This is a genomic window from Mycobacterium sp. 1245499.0, from assembly GCF_001673615.1.
Taxonomy (GTDB): Bacteria; Actinomycetota; Actinomycetes; order Mycobacteriales; family Mycobacteriaceae; genus Mycobacterium; species Mycobacterium europaeum_A.
This window is the reverse complement of sequence record NZ_LZMG01000167.1, coordinates 1-13,442: the sequence shown is the minus strand read 5'-3', so window position 1 is coordinate 13,442 and position 13,442 is coordinate 1. Positions and strand designations below refer to the sequence as shown.

Annotated in this window: 15 protein-coding genes and 3 pseudogenes; 12 read left to right on the top strand and 6 right to left on the bottom strand. The window is 69.0% G+C overall.

Annotated elements, in window-relative coordinates; genetic code table 11:
• The 7 genes and pseudogenes from A5646_RS09505 to eccE form a co-directional block, all read left to right on the top strand.
• Positions 1–203 (top strand): annotated as a pseudogene (locus A5646_RS09505) (PPE family protein); the annotation flags it as partial.
• A 63-nt stretch (positions 204–266) separates the two neighbouring features.
• A complete protein-coding gene (locus tag A5646_RS09500) occupies positions 267–560 on the top strand; it encodes a WXG100 family type VII secretion target (protein ID WP_066860115.1) in 294 nt (97 codons plus the stop codon).
• Between the two features lie 32 nt (positions 561–592).
• A complete protein-coding gene (locus A5646_RS09495; RefSeq protein WP_007768835.1) occupies positions 593–883 on the top strand; it encodes a WXG100 family type VII secretion target in 291 nt (96 codons plus the stop codon).
• A gap of 20 nt (positions 884–903) precedes the next feature.
• Positions 904–1,809, top strand: a complete 906-nt coding sequence (locus tag A5646_RS09490; protein WP_067021397.1) for an ESX secretion-associated protein EspG — start codon at positions 904–906, stop codon at positions 1,807–1,809.
• A 75-nt stretch (positions 1,810–1,884) separates the two neighbouring features.
• Positions 1,885–3,309 carry a type VII secretion integral membrane protein EccD gene (gene eccD / locus A5646_RS09485; protein ID WP_156765565.1) on the top strand — a complete coding sequence of 475 codons (1,425 nt, stop codon included), beginning with the start codon at positions 1,885–1,887 and terminating at the stop codon, positions 3,307–3,309.
• Entirely contained in the window at positions 3,306–4,715 is a 1,410-nt protein-coding gene (gene mycP, locus A5646_RS09480) for a type VII secretion-associated serine protease mycosin (RefSeq protein ID WP_067021393.1), read from the top strand. The genes eccD and mycP overlap by 4 nt, the downstream gene beginning before the upstream one ends.
• Positions 4,712–5,731: a type VII secretion protein EccE gene (gene eccE, locus A5646_RS09475; protein WP_066860092.1), complete on the top strand. Its 1,020-nt coding sequence runs from the start codon at positions 4,712–4,714 to the stop codon at positions 5,729–5,731. The genes mycP and eccE overlap by 4 nt, the downstream gene beginning before the upstream one ends.
• On the opposite strand, the gene A5646_RS09470 is transcribed toward eccE, so the two are convergent.
• The gene (locus A5646_RS09470; RefSeq protein ID WP_067021391.1) at positions 5,721–6,920 is read right to left on the bottom strand and encodes a S9 family peptidase; all 1,200 of its coding nucleotides are present in this window, start codon (positions 6,918–6,920) and stop codon (positions 5,721–5,723) included. The genes eccE and A5646_RS09470 overlap by 11 nt on opposite strands.
• Before the next feature lie 165 nt (positions 6,921–7,085).
• On the opposite strand from A5646_RS09470, the gene A5646_RS09465 reads away from it, so the two are divergent.
• Positions 7,086–7,871, top strand: a complete 786-nt coding sequence (locus tag A5646_RS09465) for a trans-aconitate 2-methyltransferase (RefSeq protein WP_066860086.1) — start codon at positions 7,086–7,088, stop codon at positions 7,869–7,871.
• Positions 7,872–7,909: 38 nt separating this feature from the next.
• Here A5646_RS09465 and A5646_RS09460 read toward each other — a convergent pair whose 3' ends face one another.
• Complete coding sequence (locus A5646_RS09460) at positions 7,910–9,337, bottom strand: sulfatase (RefSeq protein WP_067021389.1); 1,428 nt, start codon at positions 9,335–9,337, stop codon at positions 7,910–7,912.
• A 68-nt stretch (positions 9,338–9,405) separates the two neighbouring features.
• Entirely contained in the window at positions 9,406–10,074 is a 669-nt protein-coding gene (gene bluB / locus A5646_RS09455) for a 5,6-dimethylbenzimidazole synthase (protein WP_066860080.1), read from the bottom strand.
• A 75-nt stretch (positions 10,075–10,149) separates the two neighbouring features.
• Between bluB and A5646_RS09450 the strand changes: the two genes are divergently transcribed.
• Positions 10,150–10,434: a hypothetical protein gene (locus tag A5646_RS09450; RefSeq protein ID WP_067021387.1), complete on the top strand. Its 285-nt coding sequence runs from the start codon at positions 10,150–10,152 to the stop codon at positions 10,432–10,434.
• Here the strand turns inward: A5646_RS09450 and A5646_RS09445 are convergent.
• A complete protein-coding gene (locus A5646_RS09445) occupies positions 10,418–10,900 on the bottom strand; it encodes a hypothetical protein (protein WP_067021385.1) in 483 nt (160 codons plus the stop codon). The genes A5646_RS09450 and A5646_RS09445 overlap by 17 nt on opposite strands.
• A gap of 56 nt (positions 10,901–10,956) precedes the next feature.
• Between A5646_RS09445 and A5646_RS09440 the strand changes: the two genes are divergently transcribed.
• Both A5646_RS09440 and A5646_RS09435 read left to right on the top strand, forming a co-directional pair.
• Positions 10,957–11,634, top strand: a complete 678-nt coding sequence (locus tag A5646_RS09440; protein WP_067021383.1) for a phosphatase PAP2 family protein — start codon at positions 10,957–10,959, stop codon at positions 11,632–11,634.
• 99 nt (positions 11,635–11,733) lie between these two features.
• Complete coding sequence (locus tag A5646_RS09435; RefSeq protein ID WP_066860121.1) at positions 11,734–12,393, top strand: L,D-transpeptidase; 660 nt, start codon at positions 11,734–11,736, stop codon at positions 12,391–12,393.
• Position 12,394: 1 nt separating this feature from the next.
• On the opposite strand, the gene A5646_RS09430 is transcribed toward A5646_RS09435, so the two are convergent.
• Both A5646_RS09430 and A5646_RS09425 read right to left on the bottom strand, forming a co-directional pair.
• Entirely contained in the window at positions 12,395–12,889 is a 495-nt protein-coding gene (locus tag A5646_RS09430; protein WP_067021381.1) for a nuclear transport factor 2 family protein, read from the bottom strand.
• Between the two features lie 87 nt (positions 12,890–12,976).
• Positions 12,977–13,291: pseudogene (locus A5646_RS09425) on the bottom strand (TetR/AcrR family transcriptional regulator); the annotation flags it as partial.
• Between A5646_RS09425 and A5646_RS27980 the strand changes: the two are divergent.
• Positions 13,283–13,442, top strand: a pseudogene (locus tag A5646_RS27980) (TetR/AcrR family transcriptional regulator); the annotation flags it as partial. The pseudogenes A5646_RS09425 and A5646_RS27980 overlap by 9 nt on opposite strands.

The following is a 13,442-nucleotide window of genomic DNA, read 5'->3' as shown; positions in this document are numbered from 1 at the left end:
CGGCCGTCGCATCCGCGCAGGGTGCCGGGGCGCTCGGATTCGCCGGAACGACACAGCGGCAGAAGGCTTTTCAGGCGGCCGGATTGACCAAGCTGGCCGACGACGACTTCGGCGGCGGCCCACGCATGCCGATGGTGCCCGGCACGTGGGAGCACGAGGCCGGCAACCCAACGGGCCCAACCGATCCGGGGAAAGGGGGGTAAGGCAGTCAGCCAGATGCAGGTGAATTATCGAATCCCCAACGGACGCAACAGAAAGGAATCAACATGAGTATGTTGGACGCTCACATTCCGCAGTTGGTAGCCGCACAGTCGGCCTTCAGCGCCAAGGCGGCATTGCTGCGCAGCACGATCAGCCAGGCCGAGCAGGAAGCCATGTCGGCGCAGGCGTTCCACCAGGGTGAGTCCTCTGCCGCCTTCCAGGCCGCGCACGCGCGGTTCGTCGAGGTCGCCGCGCGGGTCAACACCCTGCTCGACATCGCCCAGGCCAACCTCGGGGACGCCGCCGGGACCTACGTGGCCGCCGACGCCGCCGCCGCCTCCGGCTACACCGCGTTCTGAGCTCACCGCTAGCAACCTCGAAAGGACTTGTCATGTCGCAGATCATGTACAACTACCCGGCGATGTTGAGCCACGCCGCCGACATGTCCGGATACGCCGGCACCATGCAGGGGCTCGGTTCCGACATCGCCAGCGAACAGGCCACGTTGTCCAACGCCTGGCAGGGTGACACCGGTATGACCTACCAGGTGTGGCAGGCCCAGTGGAACCAGGCGATGGAAAGCCTGGTGCGCGCCTACCAGTCGATGGCCAGCACCCACGAGGCGAACACCATGTCCATGCTCGCCCGCGACCAGGCCGAAGCCGCCAAATGGGGCGGCTAGTTCGTGCCTGAACGAACCTGATGCAGCAAGCGCCCAACGCCGTCGAGCTGACGGTCGATCACGCTTGGTTCATCGCGGAAACGGTTGGGGCGGGGAGCTTTCCCTGGGTGCTGGCAATCACCTCGCCCTATCGTGATGCCGCGGAGCGCAACGCGTTCCTCGACCGTCAGAAGGCTGAGCTGACCGAGCTGGGCCTGGTTTCGGAGGCCGGACTCGTCAGCCCCGCCGTCGCCGAGTGGATCAAGGTGGTGTGTTTTCCGCAGCGGTGGCTGGACCTGCGTTACGTCGGCCCCGCCAAGGACACCGGTGAGCCCGGCGCCGGCGCCGACTTGCTGCGCGGCATCGTCGCGCAGCGCAGCGGTGAGGCCGGCAAGCCGTCGATCACCGTGGTCGCGTTGCGCAGCGCACAGCTGATCACCTTCACCGCGATGAACATCGACGATCCACGCGCTCTGGTTCCGGTGCTCACCGTCGGTCTCGCCCAACGGCCGCCGGCGCGGTTCGACGAGTTCAGCATGCCGATGCGGGTCGGGGCGAGAGCCGACGAGCGGCTGCGTTCGGGTGCACCACTTGCGGAAGTCCTTGACTACTTGGGCATTCCACAATCGGCGCGGCCGGTGGTGGAATCGGTGTTCAACGGGCCGCGCAGTTATGTCGAGATCGTCGCCGGCTGCCACCGCGACGGCCGGCACTCCACCAGCGAGGTGGGGATGAGCATCGTCGACGCAAGCGAGGGACGGGTGCTGGTCAGCCCGTCCCGCGCGTTCGACGGTGAGTGGGTGTCGACCTTCGCGCCCGGAACGCCGTTCGCGATCGCCGTCGCGATCGAACAACTGACCGCTTTGCTGCCAGACGCCGGATGGTTCGCCGAACACCGGTTGACCCGAGACTTTTCCCCTTCAACACTGTCCGTTCAACACTCATAGCAAAAGAGAAGAGAGCACGATGTTCCAGCAACGGCCCCAACATGTTTCGAGGGTCCGGTGACCTCCGGAACCGTCATGCCGATCGTCCGCGTGGCAATACTGGCGGACAGCAGGTTGACGGAAATGGCCTTGCCTGCGGAGCTGCCGCTGCGCGAAATCCTGCCCGCCGTCCAGCGTTTGGTGGTTCCCGCCGCGGTTAACGGCGACTCCGAGGACGGCACCGCCACGCGCGGCGCCGCCGAGGTCGGCGCGGCGACCCAACTGAGCCTGGCGCCCATCGGTGGTGCGCCGTTCAGCCTGGACGCCAGCCTGGACACGGTCGGCGTCGTCGACGGTGATCTGCTGGCGCTGCAGGCGGTGCCGGTCGGTCCGGCCGCGCCCGGCATCGTCGAGGACATCGCCGACGCGGCCATGATCTTCTCCGCCTCACGGCTCAAGCCCTGGGGCGCAACGCATATCCAGCGCGGCGCCCTGGCCGCGGCGATCGCGGTGGCATTCCTGGCCACCGGGCTGTCGGTGACCTACCGGGTGGCCACCGGTGCGCTGCTGGGACTGGTCGCGGTCAGCGCGGTGGCGGCCCTGACCGCGATCGTCGGCCTGCTGGTGACCGCGCGTTCGGCGCGCACCGGCATGGCGCTGTCCATCGCCGCGCTGGTTCCCATCGCCGCCGCGCTCGCGCTGGCGGTGCCGGGCAGGTTCGGTCCCGCCCAACTGACCCTGGCCGCGGCCGGCGTCACCGCGTGGTCCCTGATCGCCCTGATGGCGCCGAGCGCCGAGCGCGAGCGCATCGCCGGGTTCTTCACCGCGACCGCGGTGGTGGGCGCCGGGGTGCTGCTGGCCGCCGGTGCCGAATTGCTGTGGCACCTCACGCCCATCGCCATCGGCTGCGGCCTGATCGTGGCGGCGCTGCTGGTCACCATCGAGGCGGCCCAACTGTCCGCGCTGTGGGCGCGGTTCCCGTTGCCGGTCATCCCGGCGCCCGGGGACCCCACCCCGTCGGCGCCGTCGCTGCAGGTCCTCGAGGACCTGCCCCGGCGCGTGCGGATCAGCGACGCGCATCAGAGCGGATTCATCGCCGCCGCAGTGCTGCTCAGCGTCCTGGGTTCGGTGGCGATCGGCCTGCGGCCCGAGTCGCTCAGCGTCGCGGGCTGGTACGTGATCGCGGCGACCGCGGCGACGTCCGTGCTGCGCGCCAGGGTGTGGGACTCCGCCGCGTGCAAGGCGTGGCTGCTCGCCCAGCCCTTCCTGACCGCCGGAGTGCTGCTGGTGCTCTACACCTCGACCGGACGCTACGCGGCCGCGCTGGGCGCCGCGCTGGTGCTGCTGGCGCTGGTGACGGTGTGGATCGTGGTGGCGCTCAACCCGGGCATCGCTGCGCCGGAAAGCTATTCGCTGCCGGTGCGCCGGCTGGTGGGATTCGTCGCCACCGGACTCGACGCGTCGCTGATCCCCGTCATGGCGTTCGTGGTCGGTCTGTTCAGCTGGGTGCTCAATCGATGATTCGGCCGGCATCAGCCTGCTTCGCGGCGGCGTTGGCGGTGCTGCCCGCCGCCGCGACGTGGACCAGTCCGCCGGCGTTGGCCATCAGCCCGCCGACGGTCGATCCCGGTGTCCCGCCGCCCAGCGGGGCGCCGGGACCCGGGCAGCCGATGGAGCAGCGCGGACCCTGTAGCACGGCCGGAGTGGTACCCGGCAGCGATCCGGCTGCCATCACTCCCAGTCAGTCGGTGCTGAATCTCCCTGCGGCATGGCAGTTTTCGCGGGGCGAGGGGCAGCTGGTGGCGGTGCTCGACACCGGGGTGCGGCCGGGTCCACGCCTGCCCAACGCCGAAGCGGGCGGTGATTTCGTCGAGACGACCGACGGCCTGACCGACTGCGACGGCCACGGGACGCTGGTCGCCGGGATCATCGCCGGCCAGCCCTCGGCCGACGACGGTTTCTCCGGCGTGGCGCCCGCCGCTCGGGTGGTGTCGCTGCGGACGACGTCGGCCAAGTTCTCGCCGCGCACGCCGGGCGGCGATCCGATGCTGGCGCGGGTGTCGGCCGAGGTGTCCACGCTCGCCCGGGCGATCGTGCACGCCGCCGACCTCGGCGCCCGGGTGATCGACATCGGCTCGACCACCTGCATGCCCGTCGACCGGCCCGTCGACCAGGCCGCCCTCGGTGCCGCCGTCCGCTACGCGGCGGTGGACAAGGACGCGGTGATCGTCGCCGGCGCGGGCAACAGCGGACCCACCGGGGCCGCGGGTGGGGGCACCTCGTGTGAATCCAATCCGCTCACCGACCTGAGCCGCCCGAACGATCCACGGAATTGGGCCGGCGTCACGTCGGTGTCCATCCCGTCGTGGTGGCAGCCCTACGTGTTGTCGGTGGCCTCCCTGACCCCGGACGGCCAGCCTTCGAAATTCACCGTGGCGGGGCCGTGGGTGGGCGTCGCCGCGCCCGGCGAACGCATCGTGTCGATCGGCAACGCCGACGGCGGCGGCCTGGCGAACGGCCTGCCCGACGAACACCAGCAACTCGCCGCCCTGAGCGGCACCGGTTACGCGGCCGGCTACGTGGCCGGCGTCGCGGCGCTGGTCCGCAGCAAATACCCCGACCTCAACGCCAGCGCGGTGCTGCGCCGCATCACCGCGACCGCGCACAACGGCGCCCGCGACCCCTCCAACGTCGTGGGCACCGGCAGCGTGGATCCGGTGGCGGCCCTGACCTGGCAACTTCCCGCCGGTGACCAGCCCGGCGCGGCGGCGGTGAAGCCGGTGGCCGTGCCGCCGGCACCCGCGCCCGAGGACACCAAACCGCGGACCGTCGCGGTGGCCGGCACCGTCGCGCTGGCCGTGCTGGTCGCGGTGGCCGGCGCCGTCACCGCAATCGCCGCACGCCGACGAAAGGACCCCACCCCGTGAGCAAGCATCGGATACCGATTCCCGGCAGCGGCCGAATCACGTTGGCGCTGTTGGCCATCGTGCCCGCGATCATGGCCTACCCGTGGCGCACCCCCCGCGACTACTGGCTGCTGGGCATCGCCGCCGCCGTCGTCATCGTGTTGTTCGGCTGGTGGGGCGGTCTGCATCTCACCACCATCGTGGGCCGCCGCCTGGCGATGATCGCCCGCGGCAACGCCGTCCCATCGAGCACTTCCGACACGGCGGCGACCGCCCTCATTCGCCTCGGCGCACCCGAGGACGACTCCGATGCGCTGCCGCTGCCGCTGATCGCGAGCTACCTGGACCGCTACGGCATCCGGGCGGACAAGATCCGCATCACCAGCCGCGACAACGCCGCCGACGCATCTCGGCGCGAGACGTGGATCGGGCTCACCGTGTCGGCGCGCGACAACCTGGCCGCGCTGCAGGCACGCTCGTCGCGAATCCCACTGCACGAGACCGCTCAGGTCGCCGCCCGCCGGCTGGCCGACCATCTTCGGGAGATCGGTTGGGAGGCCACCCCCGTCGCGGCCGACGACGTTCCTCGGTTGCTGACCAACAACCCGCGCGAGCGGTGGCGGGCAGTGCAGCGCGGCGCCTCGGATTACCTTGCCGCATACCGGATTTCGGTGGACGACGCTTTGCCGGAGACCCTGGCGGCGATCCGGTCGTATTCCGCGCGCGAGACCTGCACCGCGCTGGAGGTCGCCGGTGACAAGACCCGGCCCACCGTGGCGGTCGCCTGTGCGTTCCAGACCGAGACCGGCCCGGACGGCAAGGCACCGGTGGATGGGCTGACCCCGCAGCGCGGAAATCACCTGCCCGCGTTGACCGCACTGGACCTGCTGTCCACCCGGCGGCTCGACGGACACACCGCCGCGCCGGCGGACCTGCTCGCGCAGGTGCACTGGCCCACCCTCGCGGGCGGAGCCCACCGCGCCCCGCTGGGTGACATCGGCGACAACGCCGACACCGTCGAGGTGGTCAGAACATGACCTGCTGCAGGAACGCGGTCATCCGGCGCAGGTAGTCCAGCTGGCTCACGTGCAACACGTGGCTGCCCGGAAACCAATGCAGCGCACACTGATCCCAGTGGTGCCATAGTTTGACGGCGTGGTCGGGCGGCGCCATCCGGTCGCCGAGCCCGGTGATGATCATCCGGCGGTCCCGGGGCACCAGCGGCCGATAGTAGAGCGGGCAGTGGTAGGCCAAGCCCGCCGCCAAGTCGTCGTGGCTGATGTCGGACAGGCGCAGCCCCAGGCGAACCAGTCTGTTGGCCGGGAACCATTCGTCGAACAACGTCGCCGGCGTGACGACCGGGCAGTTGGGGATGACCGCCTCGAGCCGGTCGTCGACCGAGGCCACCAGCGCCGAGGTGTAACCACCCAACGAGATTCCGGTCAGCGCGATGCGGTCCACGCCGGTGTGGCGCAAATAGTCGATGATGGAACGAAAGTCGTGCACGGCCTGGGCCATGGCCTCGGCGAAACCGCTGAGGCCGCCGGCGAAATAGCCGAAACCGCTGAAGGGTGAGAACTTTTCGGCCCGCTTGCCGTGAAACGGCAAGGTGTACATCAGCACGTCGTAGCCGGACCGGTAATACCAGGGCAGCGAAAAGAACCGCCCGTTGGCCAGATACGACGATCCCATGAAGCCGTGGATGACGCACAGGGTCGGGCGCGGCCCGTCGTCGTGGCGCCAATGCTGGGCGCGCACCATATTGTTCGACCGCCAGCCGCCCCACTGCGCGCGCATGGCGGGGTTGACGGCGGTGAAACTGCTGGGGAACGCGATGTTGTCGACGGTGCCGCGGGCGATCCATTCCGCCAGCGGGCTGGCCCGTCGCGACGCCACCCGGGGCACCTCGGCGGGGGCGGGAAAGGACCGCGCCGGATCGCCCGCCGCAGCCAGCTCGGCATAGAAATCGAGGTTGCCGCGCTCGGCGGCGGAATCGTGTTGGCGCAGGGTGGCGGCCACCACGAACGGCGCCACCGTGGTGGTGAGCAGCGACGCGACCCAGGTGCGCAGGGCCAGATCGCCGAGGGCCGACGCCTCGACTACCATTCGCTGGCGGGGCGACAACGCCGAATTGGGGGGTAATCCGCCGGCGCCGGCCGGTAGATCGGCGCCGGGGACGTCGGGAACGGGGACGGGCGGTTCGATCGGATCTGAGTCGGACGCCACGATCGCCGATGGTAGCCCGGCGGGCCCGCCTTGCCTGGGCGTTTCGACCGGTTTGGGTCGTAGCGGTGTTATCCCGGGACCATTCGGGCCGCGTCGGCGCACCATGGGAGTTGTACGGTTTGCTATCGACCGGCGAGCCGCGGCGCGAGGATCAGGAGGATCGACATGTGGGATCCGGACGTCTACCTGGCCTTCGCCGACCACCGCGGCCGCCCCTTCTATGACCTGCTGTCGCGGGTGGGCGCCGACCGGGCGCGGCGCGTCGTCGACCTGGGTTGCGGACCCGGTCACCTGACGAAGTATCTGGCCCGGCGCTGGCCCGACGCGGTGATCGAGGCGATGGACAGCTCGCCGGAGATGGTGGCCGCGGCCAAGGAGCGCGGCATCGACGCCGCCATCGGCGACCTGCGCGACTGGAAGCCCAAACCCGACACCGACGTGGTGGTGAGCAACGCGGCCCTGCATTGGGTGCCCGAGCACGCCGACCTGCTGCTGCGGTGGGCGGGGCAGCTGGCATCCGGATCGTGGATCGGTGTCCAGATGCCGGGCAACTTCGAGTCACCGTCCTATGCGGCGGTGCGGGCGCTGGCCCGCCGGGAGCCGTACGCGAAGCTGTTGCGCGACATACCGTTTCGGGTGGGCGCGGTGGTCCAGCCGCCGGCCCACTACGCCAATCTGCTGCTGGACGCGGGATGCAAGGTCGATGTCTGGGAGACCACGTATCTGCACCAGCTGACCGGCGAGCATCCGGTGCTGGAATGGATCACCGGCACGGCGCTGGTTCCGGTGCGCGAGCGGCTCGACGACGAGACGTGGGAGCAGTTCCGCGAGGAGCTGATCCCGCTGCTGCAGGACGCCTACCCGCCCCGATCCGACGGGACGACGATCTTCCCGTTCCGGCGGGTATTCGTCGTCGCCGAGGTGGGTGGCTCGAGCCGCTCTGCCGGCTAGCGGGGTGCGCCGGCGACTTTGCATCAGTCAGACCGCAATTAGCGCTGGGTGGGCTTGCCTTCTTCGATGCCCCGGTCGGCTGCGATGCCGGAACGCGGGGTCGGTTTGCCGTGGTGGATCTGCTCATACGTTTCGGTGTAGCGCGCCGAGATGCGGGTGCCGGCGAACTCCGAGGGAATGACGTCGCCGGTACTCTGACGCCAATCATGTAGCAGCACAGCGAGATTGGCAGCCACCTCGTCCGCATCTGTGCCGTCGCCGGCCAGCAGGTTGTTGGTCTCGGTGGGATCGCTGCGCAGATCGTAGAGTTCACGCTCGGGCCGCGGCGCGGTGACGAACGGTGCGACGGCCTGCCCGGACGGGCTCTCCTGGATGTCACGCGGCAGATCCAGCAGTGGCCGCGGCACGTAGTTCTCGATGTAGCTGTAGTCCTTGGTGCGAATCGCCCGAATCGGGTCGAACGAGTCGTGGTAGGTCTTCATCGTGTACACGTGGTCGCGCACCGGTGCGGTCTGCGGATCCGGCTCCAGCAGGGCGGGCGCATGTGAGACACCGTCAACGTCGACCGGAGCGTCGATTCCCAACAGCCCCAACAGCGTCGGGACCAGGTCGACCGCGCTGAACAGCTCGTCGTAGACGCGGGGCGCCAGCTTCCGGTGGGTGGGCGGTCGAACGATCATGCCGATGCCGGTCCCGGCGTCATACAGCGTGGATTTCGCCCGGGGGAACGGCGGGCCGTGATCGGTGAAGAACACCACCCAGGTGGTGGCGTCCAGGCCGGTGTCGGCCAGCGCGTCCAGCAGTCGCCCGACGGCGGCGTCGGCCGTGCTGATGGCCCCGTAGAAGTCGGCGAGGTCACCGCGCACCTCCGGGGTGTCGGGCAGGTAATCGGGCGGATCCACCCGGTCGCTGTCCGCCGGCGTATAGCGGTCCCGTGGATACGGTCGGTGCGTCTCGAAGAAGCCAGCGGTCAACAGAAACGGTTGGCCGACAAGGCCTTCGGCACTTTGCCGCAGCCACTCGTCGGCCCTGTCGGCCACGTAGTCGCAGTAGGAGTTCGACACGTCGAACTCGTCGAAACCCAACCTCTTGGGGTAGGAGGTCTCGTGCTGCATGCCGAAAAGTGCCGAATACCAGCCAGATTCGGACAGTATCTGGGGCAGGGTCCGGATACCGTCGCGGTATTCCCAGCCGTGGTGGGCCAGCCCGATGAGCCCGTTGTTCTGCGGGTACCGGCCGGTGAACAGCGATCCGCGTGACGGCGAGCACAGCGGCGCGGTGGCGTGCGCGCGGGTGAACAGGATGCCCTCGGCGGCAAGGCGGTCCAGTCGCGGGCTCGACACGTCGGCGTGGCCGTAGGCGCCGAGGTAGCGCCCCAGGTCGTGCCAGTGCACGATCAGCACGTTGTCCCGAGAGCCCGTGTTCTGTTGTCGGTCCGCTATGTCGCCCGGCGTCAATTGCGTCACCTCTCACATTGCCTTGCGACCGGCGACGTTACCGCAACTTCCCTGCGCGATTGCTGAGTGCCGACGCGTCAGGGCATCGGCAGTTGACCCCAGCGGTTTTCGGAGACAAACTCCGACAGCGGGCGCCCGACCGTCCAGCCGTCCAGTTCCAACGCCGGACGATCCGGGAACTCCGGCACCGGCCCGAGGCACAGGATCGCCACCGGTTCGGCGCCGGGCGGCAGGTCCAGCAGCGACCCCAAGCGCTGCGGATCGAACAACGACACCCAACCCATGCCCAGGCCCTCGGAGCGGGCCGCCAGCCACAGGTTCTGGATCGCGCACGACACCGACGCCAGGTCCATCTGCGGCAGGGTGCGCCGGCCGAAGACGTGCGAGTCGCGGTCGTCGCCCAGGGCCACCACGAACAGCTCGGCGCACTCGAGGATGCCCTCCACCTTGAGCGCCAGAAATTCGTCGGCGCGTTCGCCCAGGGCGGCGGCGGTGCGCGGGCGTTCCTCGTCGACCAGGGCGTGGATGCGCCGCCGCAGCGAGGCGTCGGTGATCCGGATGAAGCGCCAGGGCTGCATCAGGCCGACGCTGGGCGCCGCGTGCGCGGCCTGCAGCAGCCGCGCCAGCACGGCCTCGTCCACCGTCGCGCCGGGAACGAACCGGCGCATGTCACGGCGTTCGGCGATGACGCGATAGACGGCCCGTCGCTCTTGCGGGCTGAATGCCTCACCGGTCACGTCAGCCATCGTAGGAAATCCGCGTTAGCGTGGGGCGTGCCCTGACCACCGGCCCGGTGGATCCCGGCGAGGGGAGTGTTGACAGTGAAGCCTTCCGACGTGCTCGATCAGCTGGCCGCCGACGCAGCCGTCGGTCGCCGCTACGGTGAGCCCTATCAGACCCCGGACGGCACCACCGTCATCGTGGTCACCAAACCGCTGGGCGTGTTCGCCATCCGCGACGGACAGGCCTCCTGGACGCCGGCGGTGGACGGGGGGCGGATCGCGCTGATCGGGGTGGTCACCGGGCTGCTGGCCGCGGTGATCGGCAGCCTGGCGGTGCTGCGGCAGCCGCCGTGGCCGCGCATCACGATCAGGGACTATAGGTAACGCCGACCGCGCGAAACACGTACTCCGGCGGCATGTCGAACGCCAGCGAGCGCAACGGCAGGCCGTCAAGCACGTCGTCGGGAATGGCGACCTTGTAGTGCAGCGACAACTCGCCGCTGAACTTCTCGTCGACCCGGGCGACGTCGACATCGACCTGCAGGCCGGTCGAGGAGATCTCCACCCGCGCCGCGCCGGTCTGCGGCGCGTTCCACCGCACGTTGACGGTCGGGCCGGCCAGCCGGGGCAGCATCGACAGCGTCGCCAGGACCCGCTCCGAGGTGAAGACCAACGAACCCGTGTAGCTGGCGACGCTGTGCGGCAACCGCACACCCGGGATGGCGCCGCTGAATCGCCTCGTCACGGCGACGTAATCGGCGAGGTAGGTGAGGCCTTCCGACTCGAGCTGGGCGTGTAGCTCGTCGGGCAGCTTGCCGATGCCGAACAACCTACGGACAAAGACGGCCATATCGACAGTATGACCGCGCGAGCGCCGTCGTGTGGCGGTGCTGGTATCGGTTGGTTATGACTCGCCCGAGGATGCCGGTGGCCATCTTGATCGCAGCATTGGCCGCGACGCTGTACGCGCTGCTGTGGGCGGGCTACTGCCGGCACTGGGCCTGGCTGCATTCGATGGATTGGTGGCTGCTCAACGCCGCCCGCGACGTCGCGGTCAAACACCCGCTGTGGCTGCGGTTTTGGCAAGACGTGTCCTACGTCCTGGGGCCAGTGCCGATGTCCGTGCTGGGCATCGCAATGACGGTGTTGGCCCTGGTGATGCGCAATCCGCGGGCCGCGCTGGTGCTGGTGTTCGCCTGCGGGCCGCTCAACGAGTTCGTCACCGCGGCGGCCAAGGCCCTGGTCGATCGCCCGCGTCCGGCGACGATGCTGGTCGCCGCGGCGTCCAGTTCGTTTCCGTCCGGGCACGCGCTGGAGGCGATGGCCGCACTGCTCGCCGTGCTGTGCTTCTTCTTTCCGATGATGACCCGCTTGATCCGCCGCATCGCGGTCGCGGCGGTGGCGGTGTCGCTGCTGATGGTCGGCGCCGCCCGGGTGGCGCTGAACGTGCACTATCCGTCCGACGTGCTGGCCGGTTGGTCGCTGGGTTACCTGTATTTACTGGTGTGTCTCTTGGTCTTTCGGCCCCCGGCCCGTCGATCGGACGGCGTGGAGCGCACGGTCGAAGCCGCGGCGGTGCGCTAACGACACTGTCGCGGTGGGCATTTGGTCACGACGCGGTGACCTAACCGGGGCTAAAGCTTTACTTGACCCTGAAGATGTGCCCGTTCGACGATGGAGGGCATGCACCGACTGCTCGCTTCGCTATGCGCCGCGACGTGCGTACTTTTCGCCTCCCTGGTGCTCGCCCCGATCAGCGCCGCGGCCGGCGCTCCCTGGTTCGCGAACGCGGTAGGCAATGCGACGCAGGTGGTTTCGGTGGTCAGCACCGGCGGTTCCAACGCGACCATGGAGATCTTCCAGCGCACCGGCACCGGCTGGCAGTCGCTGCGGTCCGGCATCCCCACCCATGTCGGTTCGGCGGGGATGGCGCCGCAGGCCAAGAGCGGCGTTCCGGCCACCCCGATGGGGGTGTACAGCCTCGACTCCGCGTTCGGCACGGCGCCCAACCCGGGCACCGGCCTGCCCTACACCCAGGTGACCGGCGGAAACTACTGGTGGAGCGGCGACGACCACAGCCCGACGTTCAACTCGATGCAGGTGTGCCAGAAGGCGCAGTGCCCGTTCAACACCGGCGACAGTGAGAACCTGCAGATTCCGCAGTACAAGCACGCGGTCGTGATGGGCGTCAACAAGAACAAGACCCCGGGTGGGGGCGCCGCGTTCTTCTTCCACACCACCGACGGGAAACCCACCGAGGGCTGCGTGGCGGTCGACGACGCTCAGCTGGTGTCGATCATGAAATGGCTACGGCCCGGCGCGGTCATCGCCATCACCAAGTAGTTCAGTCGCCGGCGATGGCGCGGCCGGGCTTGAGCGTGAAGTTCAGGCCCTCCAAAGACATTGTGGCGTCGTAGGTTCGGTCATATCCGGTGCCGCTGATCTTCCAGCCGGCATCGGTGCGGCGGTAGGTGTCGCGGTAGAAGGCCGCCCCGATCAACATGAAGTTCAAATCGGCCACCATCACCCGGTCCTGCAGATACCAACTGCCCGTTGCGGTGTCGCCATCGACGGTGATGTCGGGATGCGTCACCCGGTGCTCGGTGATGACGTTCGCCGGCAGCGAGGTCCGCATGTACTCCACCAGGTCGGCGCGGTTGGTGAAGTGCAATTCGTTGCCGATCGACGGGCCGTAGTCGGCCTTGATGTCCTCGGCCAGGGTGTCGGTGAAGTCGTCCCAGTGCTTGGTGTCCAGCGCGCGCAGATACCGGTATTTGACTTGCTTGATGGCTTCGATATCGGCCAGATCGTCGAGGGTCATCCCGTCATTGCAGCACACGGGAAATGCGAATCATGAGGCGGTCGGACGGGGTGGGCACCAGACTTCAACCACTGCGTGTCCCGCGCGGCGTGTCGTGTGCGTGGCTTACGTGTCGCGGCATCCCTGGCCCTCGGCGAGGTAACGGGTCACCATGTCGACGAGGGCACGTCGCTCCAGGCTCCAGTCGACGGTCGTGCCGGTGAGCATCTGCGCCAGCACCACACCGCGCAGCGTGGCCCAAATGACCTCGGCCACACCGGCATGCGCGGGATCGGTGGTGATCAGTCGGCCCAGCTGACCGATCGCGGAATTCATGTCCAGCAGGTGACGCCGTGACGGACCGCCGCGGGTTTCGCGCAGAATCTCGAAGGCGGCCATCGACGTCGGGCTGCTGTAACAGCTCCAGGCCGTGTCGACGACGGGGTGGCCCGGCTGGTGGACAGCCTGTCGTCGGCCGATGTCAGCGAGCTGCCGCTGCGCAGCCGCATCGAGGTCGTCGTCGACACGGCCTGGAGCTGTTACAGCAGCCCGACGTCGATGGCCGCCTTCGAGATTCTGCGCGAAACCCGCG

Bases quoted from the DNA above. Each gene is read 5' to 3' on its own strand.
- A5646_RS09500 (WP_066860115.1), top strand. From the start codon at position 267: ATGAGTATGTTGGACGCTCACATTCCGCAGTTGGTAGCCGCACAGTCG.
- A5646_RS09495 (WP_007768835.1), top strand. From the start codon at position 593: ATGTCGCAGATCATGTACAACTACCCGGCGATGTTGAGCCACGCCGCC.
- A5646_RS09490 (WP_067021397.1), top strand. From the start codon at position 904: ATGCAGCAAGCGCCCAACGCCGTCGAGCTGACGGTCGATCACGCTTGG.
- eccD (WP_156765565.1), top strand. From the start codon at position 1,885: ATGCCGATCGTCCGCGTGGCAATACTGGCGGACAGCAGGTTGACGGAA.
- mycP (WP_067021393.1), top strand. From the start codon at position 3,306: ATGATTCGGCCGGCATCAGCCTGCTTCGCGGCGGCGTTGGCGGTGCTG.
- A5646_RS09465 (WP_066860086.1), top strand. From the start codon at position 7,086: ATGTGGGATCCGGACGTCTACCTGGCCTTCGCCGACCACCGCGGCCGC.
- bluB (WP_066860080.1), bottom strand. From the start codon at position 10,074: ATGGCTGACGTGACCGGTGAGGCATTCAGCCCGCAAGAGCGACGGGCC.
- A5646_RS09445 (WP_067021385.1), bottom strand. From the start codon at position 10,900: ATGGCCGTCTTTGTCCGTAGGTTGTTCGGCATCGGCAAGCTGCCCGAC.
- A5646_RS09440 (WP_067021383.1), top strand. From the start codon at position 10,957: ATGACTCGCCCGAGGATGCCGGTGGCCATCTTGATCGCAGCATTGGCC.
- A5646_RS09435 (WP_066860121.1), top strand. From the start codon at position 11,734: ATGCACCGACTGCTCGCTTCGCTATGCGCCGCGACGTGCGTACTTTTC.